Origin of the sequence: Rahnella sp. BIGb0236 (genome assembly GCF_004364755.1) — a bacterium.
GTDB lineage: Bacteria > Pseudomonadota > Gammaproteobacteria > Enterobacterales > Enterobacteriaceae > Rahnella > Rahnella victoriana.
Genome location: NZ_SOAO01000002.1, coordinates 290,047 through 307,303, shown reverse-complemented (window position 1 = coordinate 307,303; position 17,257 = coordinate 290,047). Strand labels below are relative to the sequence as shown.

The following is a 17,257-nucleotide window of genomic DNA, read 5'->3' as shown; positions in this document are numbered from 1 at the left end:
CTTAGTGCGCCTTAGTCCGGGTAGCCTTGCGGGTTTTTCGACTGCCACAGCCAGGTGTCATTGGCCATGTCTTCCAGCGTGCGGGTGACTTTCCAGTTCAGCTCTTTCGCCGCTTTGGTCGGATCCGCCCAGTACGCCGGTAAATCGCCGTCGCGGCGTGGCGCAAATTTGTAATTCACCGGTTTACCGCAGGCTTTGCTGAAGGCATTCACCACTTCCAGCACGCTGTGACCGAAGCCCGCGCCCAGGTTGTAGATATGCACGCCCGCTTTATTGTGCAGGGTTTTCATCGCGGCCAGATGGCCGTCAGCGAGGTCAACCACATGGATATAGTCGCGCACACCGGTACCGTCCGGCGTCGGGTAGTCATTGCCAAAAATAGCCAGAGACTCACGGCGGCCTACCGCGACCTGCGCGATAAACGGCATCAGGTTATTCGGCACGCCCTGCGGGTCTTCACCCATCAGGCCAGACGGATGGGCACCGACCGGGTTGAAGTAACGCAGTAAGGTGATGCTCCACTCAGGCTCAGCGCGCTGAACATCTTCCAGAATTTGTTCGACCATCAGTTTGCTGCGGCCGTACGGGCTGGAAGGGTTGCCGGTCGGGAAATCTTCGACGTAAGGGGTTTTGGGCTGATCGCCATATACCGTGGCGGAGGAGCTGAAAATCAGGTTTTTCACGCCCGCCGCGCGCATCGCTTCGATCAGCACCAGCGTGCCGGTGACATTGTTGTCGTAATAAGCCAGCGGTTTCGCCACGGATTCGCCGACCGCTTTCCAGCCTGCGAAATGAATAACGGAATGAATGTGGTGTTCGCTGAAAATTTTATCGAGAAGCACACGGTCGCGGATGTCGCCTTCATAGAACAGCGGCGTTTTGCCGGTCAGGGTATTGATGCGTTCCAGCACGCTGACTTTACTGTTGTGAAGATTATCCAGAATGATGGGTGTATAGCCTGCATCAATCAATTGCACGCAAGTATGACTGCCGATGTAACCGCTACCACCTGTGACTAAGACGTACATAATAGCTCCCCGATGATTATCTTGATGCAACGATATCACGCTGCAAGGCTGAAAAAGGTGATCCATCCCCAATAAAATGGAATCGCTTACACAAACAGTTTATCACCTTTCAACCCGACCAGACAGAGGGCACGCGCGGTTCAGAAAGCCAGCGGCAACGGCGGTGAAGCCGGAATGACCGGCTTGTGTAATCGCTTACACGGAAGGCGATGCGTTATACGGTTCCGGATTTTCGGTAATTTTTCAGACTACAACCCGGTGTCGGGCGACAGATCGCTGAGCAGCCAGCGGCGCAGGGTCACGATATCTGGCCGGTCTTTTTTCTCCGGCGTGGTCACCAGAGAGTCATTTGCACCGGGAAGATGATGGGGAAAGGGCGTGGTCACCGCGCTGATGGCGCAGGAATGAAGCCGGCCTTGCGCAGACGGAAGGCCGGAAAGGGATTACAGCGCGTCGATCTGATAACGGTAGATTTCCCCGTCAGGAATAAAGCTCAGACGATGGGTAATGCACTGCGGCGCATCTTCTGCGTGGTGTGAGACGAACAGCAACTGCGTGTCACCTTCGCCAATCAGGATATCGACAAAACGGCGCACCAGCTGGCGGTTGATCGGATCCAGCCCCTGCAAGGGTTCATCAAGAATCAACAGCGCCGGATGTTTGACCAGCGCGCGGGCAATCAGCGCCAGACGCTGTTGCCCCCAGGACAGGCTGTGGAACGGCGATTCCCCGGCATCGCCGCCCAGACCGAGCAGTGTCAGCCACTGCGAAGTCAGCAACCTCTGGCGATCAGACACCGCCTGATAAATGCCGATGGAATCGAAGAAGCCGGAAGTGATGACATTGCGCACGCTGGTGCTGACGCGGTAATCAAGATGCAGGCTGCTGCTGACGTAGCCGATATGGCGTTTGATATCCCAGATGGTTTCCCCGCTGCCGCGACGGCGGCCAAACAGCGTCAGATCATTACTGTAACCCTGTGCATGATCGCCGGTGATCAGGCTCAGCAGGGTGGATTTCCCCGCGCCGTTCTGACCGGTGATCTGCCAGTGCTGGCCCTGATCAACCTGCCAGCTGAGATGATGCAGGATCGGTTTATCGTTATATTGCACCACACCGTCACGCAGTACGATCAGCGGGCTGCCGGAGGGCGGGCTGACGCGCGCAGTGGGATCTTCCGCTTCCGGCACCGCCATGCCATTCAGGCTTTCGCTGTGCGCCAGTTGCGCGACCAGTGCGTCGGCCATCACCTGTTCCCGCGGGCCGACCGACGCCAGCGTGCAATCGGCCAGCACGCCGACATTCTTCACAAACGCAGGAATGTCGTCGAAGCGGTTGAGCACCAGCACCATCGTCTGGCCTTCGCCGGAGAGTGTTTCCAGCAGTTGCGCCAGTTGCGCACGGGCATTGACGTCCAGCCCGTCAAACGGCTCATCCAGCACCAGCAAATCAGGTTTTTGCATCAGCACCTGACACAGCAAGGTTTTGCGGGTTTCGCCGGTGGATAAATATTTGAAGCGGCGGTCGAGCAATTTCTCAATACCAAACTGCGCCGCAAGGGCGGCACAGCGCGCCGGATCCCGCACGTCATCCTGAATGATTTCAGCGGTGGTGCGGCCGGTATCGTCTTCGCCTTCGCTCAGCAAATCGGTGTTGTTGCGCTGCCATTCATCGGCGACCAGCTTCTGCAACTGTTCGAATGAGAGGCGCACGATATGAGAGAAACTGTTCTCGCGGCGGCCTTTCAGTAACGTCAGATCGCCTGCCAGCGCGCGAGCCAGCGCGGATTTCCCGCTGCCATTCGAGCCGACAAACGCCCAGCTGTCGGCCTGTTCAATGTTCAGATCAGAAAGTGTGAGGGTTCGGGTATCGCTGAGGCGGAAAACACCTTGCGTAATATGCAACGACGACATTTTTTATCTCTCATTTTGAAATGATTATAAAATAAGGGATATGCGCTGCACCTCTGCAAGTCAATTGACAAATCTGCAAAATGAAAACGCTGATTTTGCAAGATCCTGATTCTGAATATTTTTTTAGCACAACGTGGCGATGATCACTTTGTCATCATCAAACTGGGCAAAAACGGTCTGACCGCTTTTCAGTGCCAGCTTGTCGATGTTGTTGTTCGCCACGGTCGCACACAATGTTTCGCTGCTCGGCAGCTTGATCAACACTTCGCTGCTGTTTTCACCGCGCTGGATGCTGGTCACATTGCCCTGCAAGGCGTTATGCGGATTTTCGGCGGTAAAGCCGAGGGTGATCCACGGCGCTTTGATCAGTACCAGCACCTCTTTGCCCGGCGTCAGGGCCAGACGGTCGGCGCTTTGCTCAGTAATCGCCGCACGGATTTGCGTTTTGCCGTCGGCCAGCAGGATATCGATATGCTGCTGCACAATGCCGTGACCGCGTTCCACCACGGTGCCGAAAAACTGATTACGGGCGCTGGTTTGCAGGGAGAAGCGGGAAATGGCCGCCAGCAGACTGTCGAGGGGCAGGGAATCTTCTTTCAGCACATCAAAGGCTTTTTGCTGGATCTGCGCCAGTAACTCATACAGCTGGATCAGGCGTTCGCCGTAAGGGGTCAGTACCGCGCCGCCGCCGCCTTTGCCCCCGGTACTGCGTTCCACCAGCGTCTGATCGGCGAGCTGGTTCATTTCATTGATGGCATCCCAGGCGCTTTTATAGCTGATGTTGGCGAGCTTTGCGCCCTGACTGATCGAACCGGTATGGCGCACCTGCCGCAGCAATTCGATACGGCGCGGATCGGCAAACAAACGTTGCTGAAGTTTAAGGGTTAACAGAATTTCGGCTTGCATTGTAGCTTCCTTATTAGAATCATGCCTTATTGTCGCCGCTAAACCTGCAGGCAGGCAAGTTGGCTAAATGCTAAAGTAATTACAGTCCCGTGCTGTTATTATCCGCAACAGTTTGATTTTTCGTTTTGACTTCATACAGGAAGTCCTACATCGCCCTTCGGGCGATTCAGCCAGTCGAGTGAGGCTATCATGTTAGAACTATTAGAAAGTTTGATTTTCGCTGCCATCATGGTACCGGTATTCATCGCGGTGATCCTGGGCCTGATCTGGGGACTGGGCGAAGTGTTCAACCTTATCTCCCACGTGGGGCACTCAAAAGAATCCCGCGAGAAACCTCATTACTAAATGAGTCGTTTCCACTGAAAACGCAAATTCACAGAACCCGGCCTTTGTGCCGGGTTTTCTTTTTTTAGTTCAGATCAACAAACTGCACATTCTCCCGCCCTGATACATAAAAACGGATGACATCATTTTCTGCCACGCTATATTAATGCTTACATAACGTAACATCTCTTCATAAGGCGAAGGAAACCGATGACAGTTCAATGGGGCAAAGTATTCACCGCGACCGTTCTGGTGGCAGGGCTGGGTGTACAGGCGCAGGCGGCAGACAAAATCACCGTATTTGCAGCGGCGTCACTGACCAATGCGTTGCAGGATATCGCGACACAGTATCAGAAAGAAAAGGGCGTGCAGGTCGTGTCTTCCTTCGCCTCTTCCTCCACGCTGGCGCGCCAGATTGAGCAGGGCGCACCGGCAGATATGTTTATTTCTGCCGATCAGCAATGGATGGATTACGCCATCAGCAAACAGCAGATGGTGGATAACACCCGCTACACCTTGCTGGGCAACGAGCTGGTGCTGATTTCTGCGGCTGGCAGCAAAATCGACAAAGTGGATATCTCAGAGAAAACCGAGTGGACCCAACTGATTGGCGACAGCCGTCTGGCGGTGGGCGACCCTGACCACGTTCCGGCCGGGATTTATGCCAAAGAAGCGCTGCAAAAACTCGGTGCCTGGACCACGCTGGAACCTAAACTGGCGCGCGCCAGTGACGTGCGTGCCGCCATGGCACTGGTTGAGCGTGAAGAAGCGCCGGTCGGGATTGTGTACGGTTCTGACGCGGTCGCCAGCAAAAAAGTGAAAGTGGTCGGTATCTTCCCGGCGTCCAGCCACAAGCCGGTGGAATACCCGATGGCGATTGTCAAAGGCCATCAAAACGCCATAGTCAGCGGTTTCTATGAGTACCTGAAAACCCCTGCTGCGGCGGAAATCTTCAAAAAATACGGTTTCACGCCACGCGGTTAATTCATCGCTTTTGCTGAAAACAGCTCAGGTCTTGCGGGTTACCCGGACCTGAGCTGCGCCATCTCTGTGTTTCTTTCCCCCTCTGTGATTCTCTATACTGCGACGGGAACTAAAGCCTTCGAAATTTTTGCCGATATTTTATCTCTGCGACACATAAATTCAGGATTAAGAAACCGACATGATGTTGAGTGAATATGAGTGGCAGGCGGTACTTCTCAGTCTGAAAGTATCGAGCCTGGCCGTTGTTTGCAGTCTGCCGCTTGGTATTCTGATGGCGTGGATCCTGGTCCGCTGCCGCTTTCCCGGCAAATCCCTGCTCGACAGCATTATCCATCTGCCGCTGGTGTTACCGCCGGTGGTGATTGGCTATTTGCTGCTGGTGGTGATGGGGCGTCGCGGGTTTATCGGCGAGCGGCTCTACGACTGGTTTGGCTTCAGTTTCAGTTTTAGCTGGCACGGTGCCGTGCTGGCCTCGGCGGTGGTGGCGTTTCCGCTGATGGTCCGGGCTATCCGCCAGTCGCTCGAGGCCGTCGACCCGAAACTGGAACTCGCGGCGCGTACGCTGGGCGCATCGCCGTGGCGGGTGTTTTTCACCATCACGTTGCCGCTTTCCGTGCCGGGAGTGATTGTCGGCGTGGTGCTGGCGTTTGCCCGTTCGCTCGGTGAGTTTGGCGCGACCATTACCTTTGTGTCGAATATTCCGGGCGAAACCCGCACCATTCCGCTGGCGATGTACACCCTGATTGAAACGCCGGGCGCGGAAGGAGCCGCCGCGCGGCTTTGCGTGCTGGCGATCCTGCTGTCACTGGCGGCGTTACTGGTTTCTGACTGGCTGGCAAAACGCAGCCGTATCCGGCTGGGAGGCTGACATGCTTGAACTCGATTTCAGCCAGACGCTGGGCAGCCTGGAATTACAGGTCACGCAGACCTTACCGGCGCAGGGGATCACCGCCATTTTTGGTCTTTCCGGTGCGGGCAAAACCTCGCTGATCAATGCCATCGGCGGGCTGACCATGCCGGACACCGGCCATATCACGCTCAATGGCCGCATTTTATCGGATGTGCAAAACGGCATTTTCCTGCCGCCTGAAAAACGTCGTGTCGGCTATGTTTTTCAGGATGCGCGCCTGTTTCCGCATTACCGGGTGAAGGGCAATCTGCAATACGGCATGGCGCCGTCGATGCGCGGTCAGTTCGACAGCATTGTGCGTTTGCTGGGGATCGGCGCGCTGCTGGATCGCTTTCCGCTCACCCTGTCCGGCGGCGAAAAACAGCGTGTGGCGATTGGCCGTGCGCTGCTGACCGCGCCGGAAATCCTGCTGATGGATGAACCCCTGGCCGCGCTGGATATCCCGCGTAAACGCGAGCTGATGCCGTATCTGGAGCGGCTGGCGCAGGAAGTCAGCATCCCCATTTTGTATGTCACGCACAGTCTGGATGAGATTTTGCGGCTGGCGGAAAAGGTGCTGGTTCTGGATGCTGGCAAAGTGCTGGCGATGGGCCCGCTGGAAGAGGTCTGGGCGAGCAATGTCATGCGTCCTTGGCTGCCGAAAGAAGAGCAAAGCAGTGTGCTCAACGTCAGCGTGCTCGAACATCATCCGCGCTATGAGATGACGGCGCTGGCGGTGGGGGATCAGCGGTTGTGGATAAGCAAAGTAGAGGAAGAACCCGGCACACCACTGCGTATTCGTGTGAACTCCACGGACGTTTCACTGGTGTTGCAACCGACGGCCAACAACAGCAGTATCCGTAATATCCTGCCCGCTAAGGTGCTGGAATGTCTGGATATCGGCAATCAGGTGGAAGTGAAACTGGCGATGGCGGATCACATTATCTGGGCGCGTATCACGCCGTGGGCGCGGGATGAGCTGATGATCCGCGCAGGCCAGTGGCTGTATGCGCAGATCAAAAGTGTCTCGGTAAATCGTTAGCTCTTCGCGGCTTTAAAAGCCTCGTAAAGCACCACAACGTCTTCGGCAAACGCATCGTCAATGATATAAAAATAGCATTCCGGCACATTCAGTACGCGGGCGAAATGACACATGGTGTCAAAGTTCGGGCTGTATGTGCCGCTTTCATATTGCGACACCCGCGAACGCGCAGTGCTCTCATCAATTCCCGCTAAAACCCCTAATTTTTCCTGCGTCAGTTTGGCTTTCTTGCGGGCTGATTTAAGTCGGTGTGGGATCATCATCAATAACCATAGAAACTGTATTGACGTTATGTTTAGCATCACTTAACATAATTGTTGTTTAGAGTTACTGGACATCGTTATCGGAAAGTGTAGTCGAGCTTTCTGTTGGCTGCAGGCACAACAAAGGAAGAGTGATGGAAAAGGGAACATTAAAAGACTGGCATCAGGCGGATATCATCGCCGGGCTGCGCAAAAAAAGAACCACGCTGGCAGAAGTTTCACGCAGAGCGGGTTTAGGATCCTCGACACTGGCCAATGCGCTGGCACGTCCGTGGCCGAAAGGGGAAATGCTGATCGCCCGCGCCCTGGGCGTTCATCCGTGGGTGATCTGGCCGAGCCGGTATTTTGACGAAGAGTGCAGGTTAATACGCCGGAATATCATTGCGCCGAGAAAAAAAGCCGCAGTGAAAACGGAGTGATATCCACAAAGACGTGTCGCCTTCCCCGTTTAACAGGGGAAGGCGGATAAAGAGGGGGGTTAGCTGAGGACTTTGCTGCGGATCACGTCGGCAATCCCCGGCGTTTCGTGGTCGCCGATGACCAGCGCGGCGCGTTCTTTGATCGCATCGGCGGCATTGCCCATCGCCACGCCCAGACCGACATTTTCTAACATGCTCAGGTCGTTATAGTTATCACCAAACGCCACCACGTCCTGCATGCTCATGCCCTGAGATTCAACCCATTCCTGCAAACGACGGCCTTTGCTGTTGCCGCCTTTCGCGACATCCACCTGATCGTGCCATGACCATTCGCAGGCCAGACCCAGCTCGTTTTCCACCTGTGCCGCAAAGGTATGCAGCGCGTCAAGATCCTGATGCGAGGTGGCAAATTTCCAAATGGACTGCGCGGCGTCTGCAGCGTCCCGCAGGCTGTTAACCTGAGTAATCGTCGGACGCTGATGTTCCGGCAGGGTTTGTCCCCAGGCGATAGAACGGCTCACATGACCGCTTGGCTGCTGAAACAGCATCGCGTCATCCACATACAGCAGACCGTGAATACCGTGATACTCCAGCAAATCCACGACTTTCTTCGCCTTAACCGGATCCAGCGGATCGGAGGTTAAGACCTTACGCGCCTGATAATCATACAAATACGTCCCGTTACAGCAGATAGCAGGTGTATCGAGTTGCAATGCCTGATAAAACGGATGGATCGCCACATGATGGCGTCCGGTCACGACGACCACTTTGATACCCTGCGCGCGGGCATCGGCCAGTGCGGCGAGGGATTCTGGAAGGATACGTTTCTGGCGGTCAAGCAGCGTCCCGTCGAGATCGAGCGCAATAATGCGATAAGTCATGAGCAGTCCATCGTAAGTGTAGGTGGATCGGGGAAATTATCGCCATGTTACCTTTTTTAGCCTGCTAATTAAACCGCGTATCCGGCACTAAAGGTGCCGCCGGTGAGCTGGGTTATCGTGCTAACCTGAGCTACGCTTTTACAAAACATAACTGTCCATTGAGATTTAATAAGGAGATGTGATGAAGCAAATCGTCTATGTTGCCAGCCCTGAGAGCCAGCAAATCCATGCTTTTCGTCTGGCAGATAATGGTGAACTGAGCCTGCTGCAAACCGTTGAGGTTCCGGGACAGGTTCAGCCGATGGTGATTCATCCTGATGGCCACCGTTTGTATGTCGGCGTGCGTCCGGAATTCGGCGTGCTGACTTACCGCATCGACCACGAAGGTCAGCTGGAAGAAGCTGCGATGGCTCCGCTGCCGGGCAGCCCGACTCATCTGGGTATCGATCTTCAGGGGCGTTTTGTGTTCTCCGCGTCCTACAGTTTTAACAACGTCAGCATTCATCCGCTGGATGAAAAAGGTCTCGCGCTGGCGCCGACTCAGGTACTGGAAAACATCCAGGCGCCGCACTCTGCCAATATTGACCCGACGAATCAGGTGCTGATGATCCCGGCACTGAAAGAAGACCGCATCCGTCAGTTCGACTTCAGTGTGAACGGCGAAGCGACGCCGCATGACGCGCCGGAGCTGAAAACCGTCGCCGGTGCCGGTCCGCGCCATATGGCATTCCACCCGAATCATCATTTTGCCTACTGTGTAAATGAGCTGAACAGCAGCGTGGACGTGTACCAGAAAGACGTGACAAGCGGCGAATACCGTCAGGTGCAGACCCTCGGCATTATGCCTGCGGATTTCACCGGCACCTGCTGGGCGGCGGATTTACACATCACGCCGGACGGCAAATTCCTGTATGCCTCCGATCGTACCGCCAGCCTGATTTCCGTGCTGAGCGTTTCAGCAGACGGCAGCGAGCTGGAGCTGGTCGGCCATCATGCCACCCAGACGCAGCCACGCGGTTTCAATATCGATCATACCGGCCAGTATGTGATCACTGCCGGTCAGAAATCCGATGCCATCGAAGTGGCGAAGATTGATCCGCAAAACGGTCAGCTGACCACCCTGAAAACGTACGCCGTGGGTAAAGGTCCGATGTGGGTAAGCATTCTGGAAATTCATTAATCACACAGGGTTACTGATGAGTTTAGTTAATGTTTTATTTTTAACTGACCAATAATACCGCTGTGAAATAATGATCAAGCCCCTGTAATAAGGGGCTTTTTTATTGCCTGTGCCGGACGTGCTATTGATAAGAAATATTTTAACGTCCCTCTAAATGTTGAACATCACTGGTCGATAACTCTCCCGTTATTCACTCATTCTTCGGTGGCGTTGCCACTTCAGAGTCAGTCCTTTTGTTTATCAGGGAGAAGAAAATGAATGTACTTTCAGGGATCGCTGGCCGGGTTCGCCATGCCACAATCGCTAACAAACTCGGCGCAGGATTTGCGCTGGTGTTGCTGCTGGGATCCTTTGTCGCTGTGTCCGGTATCACCCATCTGACCAGCATCAACCAACGCGCAGAAAAAGCCACCTTGCTCAAAACCGTCAACGATTTACTGAGCGATGCGAAATTCACCCGGCTGTCATACATGGCCAGCAAAGACCCCAAATTTGTTGAAGAAAACCGACAGGCACTGGATAAGCTGGAAACCCGGCAGACCGAGGTGGCAGCCTATTCATGGGATCCGCGGGATCAGCCGCTGGTGGATGCCATGCCGGAAAATATCCGTCATTACCGTGAAAACTGGCAGCAAACGCTGAATCCTCCGGCGGGCAGCGATGCCAAGGACATTACCGCAAAACTGGCTGCCGCCGGGCTGGCGCTGACCTCAGCGTCGAACACACTGCTCGATCACGAGATGAATAACCTGCACAACGAAGTGACACGCACCATTCAGGAAATGCTGGTGATCATCGTGGCGACCGTGATTGCCGGTGTGCTGATTTCGTGGCGGATGACCCGTCAGCTGACGCTGCCGTTGCGCCGTACGCTGCAAACCGCAGAACGCATCGCCGCCGGGGATCTTTCCACGCATTCAGCCAGTCACAGTTTTGACGAAGTGGGGCAACTGAGCCGGGCGATCGAAACCATGAACCAGAACCTGCACGGCATCATCGGCGATATCCGTCAGGGCGTGACGCAGGTGACGCGCGCCTCGGGTGAGATTGCGGCGGGCAACATCGATCTGTCGGCCCGTACTGAAGAGCAGGCGGCGGCGCTCGGGCAAACGGCGGCGAGTATGGAGCAGCTGACCTCGACGGTGAAACAGAACGCCGACAATGCCAGTCAGGCCAGTCAGCTGGCCTCGGATGCGGCGGATACGGCGGCGCGTGGCGGTAAACTGGTGGCCGATGTGGTGGGCGTGATGAAAGAAATCACCGTCAGCTCGAAGCAGATTTCAGAAATCACCACGGTGATCAACAGCATCGCTTTTCAGACCAATATTCTGGCGCTGAACGCGGCGGTGGAAGCGGCACGTGCAGGCGAGCAGGGGCGTGGTTTTGCGGTGGTCGCCAGCGAAGTGCGCAATCTTGCGCAGCGCAGCGGGCAGGCAGCGAAAGAGATCGAAGGGCTGATCGACAAATCGGTGATTAACGTCAACAACGGTTCGGTGCTGGTCGGGAAAGCCGGTGACACTATGGAAGAGATTGTCGGCTCGGTCCGTCATGTGACACAAATTATTCATGAGATTGCCTCAGCGTCGGACGAGCAAAGTCGTGGCATCAGCCAGATTGCGCTGGCGGTGGCGGAAATGGATACCGTGACGCAGCAAAACTCGGCGCTGGTTCAGCAGTCTGCCATCGCGGCGGCGTCGCTCGATGAACAGGCGGTCAATCTGGAACGTACCGTGTCGGTGTTCCGCCTCGGTAACGAAGCGCGATAACATTTCCTTGTGATGAAAAAAAACCGCCGGAGGCAACCCCGGCGGTTTTTTCACAACATCAGACTGAATTACTTCGCAGGCTGAGTCAGCACGTTGTTGTACTGCCACAGGCGGTTGAAGCTGGTGTCATTCACGTTGCGCTGTTGTTTATCATCTTTCGGCACATTGCCGACAAACGGCTGGCCGGAGAAGACGGAAGCGCCCCACGGGTTCATCTGGTCATAGCTGTTGTCGAAGCTGCTGTCGCGGATCACCAGCTGGCTGTTGGCATCACTGGCATCCCACGCACGGCCCATTTTCGCTTTCGCTGCCTGCTCGAAGCCACGGTCACCGGTCAGGTTACTGTCGATCACCAGGAAACCATAAGGCGCGATAGCCGGGGTGTTCGGTGCAAAGATGGATGCCTGTTTCACGCCACGGCTGCTGACGGTGTGGAATTCCACATGGTCGAATACCGCGCTTGCACGGCCAATCACGTAATCCACATCACCCACGATCAGGCTGTTATGCACGTAAGCACGGCTGTAACGGCTGTTGTTGATCTGGTTGTGGATATTGGCGGTGTTAACCATCAGGGTGTTCTGGCGGCCAATCAGGCGCACGTTATCCAGAATCACATTGTCGCCGTCGGTACGCAATGCCACGGCGGAGTGATCGCCCGCATCCACGGTATCGAGCAGGGAGTTGCCGATGGTCAGGTTCTGCACCTGAAGACCGTTGCTTTGTGACCAGACAGTCGCGCTGCAACCGGTACCGATGGTGTCGGTGGTCTGAGTAGCGCAATTCTGGAACATATAGAATGCGCGATCGCCCGGCAGGAACTGACCGTTAGGGCTGACAGTAGAACGGTAAGTTGCTGGCGCTACTGAGGCTTCCAGACCCTGTGCGAGGGTCACATCCGCAGAGCTGTTGCCTGCACCGAATAAGGTCACTGGCGGTGCGCCAGCCGGAATGTAAACTGCGCCGTTGTAGGTACCCGGCAGGATTTTAATGAAGATACGCTCGCCGTGGTTACGTACCGCCAGCGCGGCGTTTACCGCCATCTGAACGCTGGAATATTCTGCGCCGTCGGTGCCTAACTGCGGGCCGACCACGAAGTTGGTTTTCACGCCGTCAGTGCTTGCCAGTTTAGGGAACCAGCCCTGCTGCTGAACCTGCAAAGAAGGGCCGCCAAAGGCCAGATAATTTTTCGTTGTAAAATTGGCCGCTTCGTCCGCTGATAACACGGGCAGTGACGCGGTGCCCGGCGCAACCTGGCTGGATAAGCCTTCATGGCTGCTGCTACATGCCGCCAGGATCAGGCTGGCCGACAAGATAGCGCACGCGCGCGACAGGGTGGAAATTTTCACTTGGACTGACTCCTTGATGAAGAAGGTTATTCTTTTTTTTCAATGTCGCGGCCAGAGCCGCAATAAAAAAACGGTGGCCAGTAAAAACTGACCACCTTTTCTGCGTCTTTTATACCACAGGAATCAGCTGTATATCACTGTCAGTGATGCTTTGCCGAGAGTATGGAAGTGAACGTTGAAGCCGAGATACGCGCCGCTGGCGTTCTCATCGACTTCCAGCGTTTCAGTATCGATGGCGTAGACGGTGAAGTGATAGTGATGGTGTTCGCCTTGCGGAGGCGCTGCGCCGCCATAACCGGCTTTACCAAAGTCGGTACGGGTCTGAACCGCGCCAGCGGGTAAACCGCCTTTGCCGGAGCCTGCGCCTTGCGGCAGTTCGGTGACGTCAGCCGGAATATTGGCCACACCCCAGTGCCACCAGCCGGAGCCGGTCGGTGCATCCGGATCGTACACCGTTATCACAAAACTTTTGGTGCCTTCAGGCGCACCGGACCAGGCCAGATGCGGCGACAGGTTGTCACCGTTGTAGCCCATGCCGTTAAAAACCTGCGTTTCCGGCATTTTTTCGCCGTCGCGCAAATCATTACTGGTCAGTGTAAAAGCCATAAAACCCTCTTCAGATGGTGAAATGTTAACGGTCAGATTACTTGCCGATCTCGCCGCCGCCCAGCATTTTCAGCAACGCCTGCGCGACGGCTCTGGAAGAGGCCGGATTCTGGCCGGTGATCAGCTTGCCGTCGGTGACCGCATAAGGCCGCCAGTCCGCTGCTTTACTGTAATCGCCGCCATGTTTTTTCAGCTCGTCTTCGACCAGGAAAGGCACGATATCCGTCAGCCCGACCGCGTCTTCTTCGCTGTTACTGAAGCCTGTCACGCGCTTGTCTTTCACCAGCGGCGTGCCGTCTTCCACCAGAACCCCGCGCAGCACGCCCGGTGCGTGACATACCGCAGAAACCGGCTTGCCCGCTGCCCAGAAAGCCTGGATCAGCGCAACGGAATGCGGGTCTTCGGCCAGATCCCACAACGGCCCGTGACCGCCCGGATAGAAAATCGCATCGAAATCCTCCGCGCTGACTTCACTGAGTTTGACCGTCGAGGCCAGGGCGTGCTGTGCGTCTGTATCCTTGCGGAAACGCTCCGTGGTTTCGGTCTGCGCGTCCGGCTCATCGCTTTTCGGATCGAGCGGCGGCTGTCCGCCTTTCGGCGAGGCCAGTGTCAGTTCAGCGCCTGCATCGAGAAATTCGTAGTAGGGCGCGGTGAATTCTTCCAGCCAGAAACCGGTTTTCTTGCCGGTTTCGCCAAGCTTATCGTGTGATGTCAATACAATCAGTAATTTCATGTTACCTCCTGTGGACGCCGTCAGCTGACGTGAAACAGATCAGTCCTGACCGACACGAACGACCAGTTTGCCAAAGTTTTTACCCTCAAGCAGACCAAAGAACGCCTGCGGTGCGTTCTCTAATCCTTCCACGACATCTTCGCGGAATTTCACTTTCCCGGCTTCAAACCATTCGCTCATCTGTTTTGCAAATTCAGGGTAGCGGTGGCCGTAATCATCAAAAATAATAAAGCCCTGCATACGCATCCGTTTTTTCAGGATGGTGCCGGTCAGCAGCGACAGACGATCTTGTCCCTCTTTCAGGCCGGTCGCGTTGTATTGCGACACCAGCCCGCAAAGCGGAATACGCGCTTTGGTATTGAGCAGCGGCAGCACCGCGTCGAATACCGCGCCGCCGACGTTTTCGAAATAGACATCAATGCCGTCCGGGCAGGCCGCTTTCAGGCGTGTATCCAGATCCGGCGCACGGTGATCGAGACACTCATCAAAGCCGAAATGCTCAACCGCATAGCGGCATTTCTCTTCGCCGCCCGCGATGCCCACCACGCGGCAGCCTTTGATTTTCCCAATCTGCCCGACCAGCGAACCCACCGGTCCGGTCGCTGCGGCAACGACCAGCGTTTCCCCTGCTTTCGGCTCGCCGATATCCAGCAGCCCCATAAACGCGGTGAAGCCCGGCATGCCCAATACACCGAGCGCCAGGGAAGGCTGTTTCAGCGCGGCACCTTCCAGTTTTTTCACGGTATTGGCATCGGCCACGGCATAATCCTGCCAGCCGGTGCTGCCGACCACTAGATCACCGGTTTTGAAATCCGGGCTTTTCGATTCCACTACGCGGGACACCGCACCGCCGGTCATCACTTCCCCGATTTGCACCGGCGCGGCGTAAGAAGGCGCGTCGCTCATGCGGCCACGCATGTACGGGTCGAGTGAGAGCCAGACGGTGCGCAGCAACAACTGGCCGTCTTTCGCTTGCGGCAACGGGGATTTTTCCAGACGGAAATTTTCATCGACAGGTTTACCGTGCGGACGTGACGCCAGCACGATGCGGCGGTTTTCAGACTGTAACTGAGGCATGGTCATTCCTTTTCGTTTTCTTATAAGAAAGATAAAAGCCAATGTATTTGGAAATAAGTATAGGACGCTAAACAGTTTTGGAACGAAGCGGTTTATGCCATGTTTGAATAATTCAGACGGTTTTACATGGAAATGTGACCATCATCTTTTCCTATGATATCCACCGGAAAATTCCTTTAAATCTGGAAGTTGCGCAGGTATGGTCGTTAAGATTTTTGACCAGTTGCTCCACTTTACCTGCAAGATAAATAAGCATAAAAAAGGGATCCTGATGCGTAAAACTCCTCTGGCACTGAGTGCCATCTTCCTGCTGCTTAGCCTGAATCAGTCTGCTATGGCTAAAGACGCCACGCCTGCACCGCTTTATCCCGGTGTGAATGTCGCGCAACTCGCGCAGCAAGCTCCGGTTCACTGGGTGTCGGTCGCTCAGATTGAAAACAGCCTCAATGGCCGCCCGCCGATGGCGGTAGGTTTTGATATTGATGACACGGTGCTGTTCTCCTCGCCGGGCTTTTACCGCGGTCAGGTGGAGTTTTCTCCGGGGAAACAGGATTATCTGAAGAACCCGCAGTTTTGGGAGAAAATGAACAACGGCTGGGATAATTTCAGCATGCCAAAAGAGGTGGCGAAGAGCCTGATTGCTATGCACCTTAAGCGTGGCGACAGCGTTTACTTCGTGACGGGACGCAGTGAAACCAAAACTGAGACCGTGACTAAAACCTTGCAGAACGATTTCCAGATCCCGCAGGACAAAGTGAATCCGGTGATTTTTGCCGGTGACAAAGCCGGGCAAAACACTAAAGTCCAGTGGCTGAAAGATAAGCAGATTAAAATGTTTTACGGCGATTCGGATAACGACATCACTGCCGCTCAGGCCGTCAGCGCGAGGGGGATTCGCGTTCTGCGCGCCTCAAACTCCAGCTATAAACCATTGCCGCAGGCCGGTGTGTTTGGCGAAGAAGTGATTGTGAATTCTGAGTATTGAGCACACCGTTCTGCTCCCTCCCCTGCGAGGGGAGGGTTGGGGGGGGGGGTATTAATCGCGAATCAGGGGGAGGAGCAAAGCCGGGCAGCCACAAGCTTCTTTACTTCACGCTCACATCAATATCACCGAAGTATTTCTTCGACAGCGATTTGACCACGCCTTCTTTTTGCACTTTCGCGATCGCCGCGTCCAGCTTCTCTTTCAGCTGGGTATCGCCTTTACGCAGACCAAACGCGATGCCGCTGCCGAGGATTTTGTCATCGCGCACGGCGTCGCCGACGAAGCCATAGTCTTTACCGTCGGGACGTGACAGGAAACCGCTCTGACCGGCCGGGGCCAGCACTAAGGTGCCATCAAGGCGACCGGATGACAGGTCCAGATACACCTGGTTCTGATCCTGATAAGAGACGATATCCACGCCTTTTGGTGCCCAGTGTGCCTGCGCGTAGCTTTCCTGAATCGAACCCTGCAACACGCCGATATGCTTGCCTTTCAGCGACTCAGTGGTCGGCAGCAGGCCGGAATCTTTCCTGGCAATCAGTTTGGTCGGGACACGGTAAATCACGTTGGTGAAATCAATCGCCTGACGACGTTTCTCCGTGACGTTCATCGCCGAGTTAATCGCATCAAATTTACGCGCCTGCAGGGCCGCAATCAGGCCGTCAAACGAGGTGTCGTACCAGTCGCATTTCACGCTGGCGGCGGCGCACACGGCGTTGCCCAGATCGATATCAAAACCCTGCAATTCGCCGGTCGCGCTTTTCGATTCGAACGGCGGATATTGTGCTTCCAGACCAAATTTCAGCGTGGAACCGTCAGCCAGCGCGGAGAAAGACGCGGCGGCACAACCTAACAGCAATGCGATTTTCAATTTTTTCATTATTCACAATTCCCAGCGTTATTCAGGCAGAT

At 55.3% G+C, this 17,257-nt stretch carries 19 protein-coding genes; 8 read left to right on the top strand and 11 right to left on the bottom strand.

All coding sequences use genetic code 11. From position 1 onward, the window contains the following. Positions 1–11: 11 nt before the first annotated feature. The 4 genes from galE to modE form a co-directional block, all read right to left on the bottom strand. On the bottom strand, positions 12–1,028 hold the full coding sequence (gene galE / locus EDF78_RS04905; RefSeq protein ID WP_133822678.1) for a UDP-glucose 4-epimerase GalE: 1,017 nt from the start codon (positions 1,026–1,028) through the stop codon (positions 12–14). 248 nt (positions 1,029–1,276) lie between these two features. Further along, the gene (locus tag EDF78_RS25555) at positions 1,277–1,414 is read right to left on the bottom strand and encodes a hypothetical protein (RefSeq protein WP_166654441.1); all 138 of its coding nucleotides are present in this window, start codon (positions 1,412–1,414) and stop codon (positions 1,277–1,279) included. Positions 1,415–1,471: 57 nt separating this feature from the next. Continuing rightward, positions 1,472–2,941: a molybdate ABC transporter ATP-binding protein ModF gene (modF, locus tag EDF78_RS04900; protein WP_133822677.1), complete on the bottom strand. Its 1,470-nt coding sequence runs from the start codon at positions 2,939–2,941 to the stop codon at positions 1,472–1,474. A gap of 123 nt (positions 2,942–3,064) precedes the next feature. Continuing rightward, a complete protein-coding gene (gene modE / locus EDF78_RS04895; RefSeq protein ID WP_133822676.1) occupies positions 3,065–3,847 on the bottom strand; it encodes a molybdenum-dependent transcriptional regulator in 783 nt (260 codons plus the stop codon). 189 nt (positions 3,848–4,036) lie between these two features. Here modE and EDF78_RS04890 point away from each other — a divergent pair, with 189 nt between their 5' ends. The 4 genes from EDF78_RS04890 (at position 4,037) to modC (ending at position 7,086) form a co-directional block, all read left to right on the top strand. Then, the gene (locus tag EDF78_RS04890; RefSeq protein ID WP_015698087.1) at positions 4,037–4,192 is read left to right on the top strand and encodes an AcrZ family multidrug efflux pump-associated protein; all 156 of its coding nucleotides are present in this window, start codon (positions 4,037–4,039) and stop codon (positions 4,190–4,192) included. Between the two features lie 189 nt (positions 4,193–4,381). After that, positions 4,382–5,155, top strand: a complete 774-nt coding sequence (gene modA, locus EDF78_RS04885) for a molybdate ABC transporter substrate-binding protein (RefSeq protein ID WP_119826584.1) — start codon at positions 4,382–4,384, stop codon at positions 5,153–5,155. Positions 5,156–5,333: 178 nt separating this feature from the next. After that, complete coding sequence (modB, locus tag EDF78_RS04880; RefSeq protein ID WP_095921231.1) at positions 5,334–6,023, top strand: molybdate ABC transporter permease subunit; 690 nt, start codon at positions 5,334–5,336, stop codon at positions 6,021–6,023. 1 nt (position 6,024) lies between these two features. Beyond that, on the top strand, positions 6,025–7,086 hold the full coding sequence (gene modC / locus EDF78_RS04875) for a molybdenum ABC transporter ATP-binding protein ModC (protein WP_133822675.1): 1,062 nt from the start codon (positions 6,025–6,027) through the stop codon (positions 7,084–7,086). On the opposite strand, the gene EDF78_RS04870 is transcribed toward modC, so the two are convergent. Continuing rightward, a complete protein-coding gene (locus EDF78_RS04870; RefSeq protein WP_095921233.1) occupies positions 7,083–7,346 on the bottom strand; it encodes a helix-turn-helix transcriptional regulator in 264 nt (87 codons plus the stop codon). The genes modC and EDF78_RS04870 overlap by 4 nt on opposite strands. Before the next feature lie 137 nt (positions 7,347–7,483). On the opposite strand from EDF78_RS04870, the gene EDF78_RS04865 reads away from it, so the two are divergent. Then, entirely contained in the window at positions 7,484–7,768 is a 285-nt protein-coding gene (locus EDF78_RS04865; protein ID WP_095921234.1) for a helix-turn-helix transcriptional regulator, read from the top strand. 59 nt (positions 7,769–7,827) lie between these two features. Here the strand turns inward: EDF78_RS04865 and EDF78_RS04860 are convergent, their stop codons facing one another. Then, positions 7,828–8,649 (bottom strand): pyridoxal phosphatase, encoded by an 822-nt coding sequence (locus EDF78_RS04860; RefSeq protein ID WP_095921235.1) that lies wholly within the window; start codon positions 8,647–8,649, stop codon positions 7,828–7,830. A gap of 181 nt (positions 8,650–8,830) precedes the next feature. Between EDF78_RS04860 and pgl the strand changes: the two genes are divergently transcribed. Continuing rightward, on the top strand, positions 8,831–9,829 hold the full coding sequence (gene pgl, locus EDF78_RS04855) for a 6-phosphogluconolactonase (RefSeq protein WP_131692618.1): 999 nt from the start codon (positions 8,831–8,833) through the stop codon (positions 9,827–9,829). A gap of 254 nt (positions 9,830–10,083) precedes the next feature. Beyond that, on the top strand, positions 10,084–11,595 hold the full coding sequence (locus tag EDF78_RS04850) for a methyl-accepting chemotaxis protein (RefSeq protein WP_133822674.1): 1,512 nt from the start codon (positions 10,084–10,086) through the stop codon (positions 11,593–11,595). Between the two features lie 68 nt (positions 11,596–11,663). Here the strand turns inward: EDF78_RS04850 and EDF78_RS04845 are convergent, their stop codons facing one another. The 4 genes from EDF78_RS04845 to EDF78_RS04830 all read right to left on the bottom strand — a co-directional run bounded on the left by EDF78_RS04845 (position 11,664) and on the right by EDF78_RS04830 (position 15,360). Beyond that, positions 11,664–12,944: a putative acyl-CoA thioester hydrolase gene (locus tag EDF78_RS04845; protein WP_119826573.1), complete on the bottom strand. Its 1,281-nt coding sequence runs from the start codon at positions 12,942–12,944 to the stop codon at positions 11,664–11,666. 123 nt (positions 12,945–13,067) lie between these two features. Continuing rightward, entirely contained in the window at positions 13,068–13,550 is a 483-nt protein-coding gene (locus tag EDF78_RS04840; RefSeq protein ID WP_095921239.1) for a kinase inhibitor, read from the bottom strand. Between the two features lie 37 nt (positions 13,551–13,587). Then, positions 13,588–14,283 carry a type 1 glutamine amidotransferase domain-containing protein gene (locus EDF78_RS04835; protein WP_119826571.1) on the bottom strand — a complete coding sequence of 232 codons (696 nt, stop codon included), beginning with the start codon at positions 14,281–14,283 and terminating at the stop codon, positions 13,588–13,590. Between the two features lie 39 nt (positions 14,284–14,322). Continuing rightward, a complete protein-coding gene (locus EDF78_RS04830; protein WP_095921241.1) occupies positions 14,323–15,360 on the bottom strand; it encodes an NADP-dependent oxidoreductase in 1,038 nt (345 codons plus the stop codon). A gap of 271 nt (positions 15,361–15,631) precedes the next feature. Between EDF78_RS04830 and aphA the strand changes: the two genes are divergently transcribed. Then, positions 15,632–16,345 (top strand): acid phosphatase AphA, encoded by a 714-nt coding sequence (gene aphA / locus EDF78_RS04825; protein WP_133822673.1) that lies wholly within the window; start codon positions 15,632–15,634, stop codon positions 16,343–16,345. A 100-nt stretch (positions 16,346–16,445) separates the two neighbouring features. Here aphA and EDF78_RS04820 read toward each other — a convergent pair whose 3' ends face one another. Further along, the gene (locus tag EDF78_RS04820) at positions 16,446–17,225 is read right to left on the bottom strand and encodes an ABC transporter substrate-binding protein (RefSeq protein WP_119826569.1); all 780 of its coding nucleotides are present in this window, start codon (positions 17,223–17,225) and stop codon (positions 16,446–16,448) included. Between the last annotated feature and the right edge of the window lie 32 nt (positions 17,226–17,257).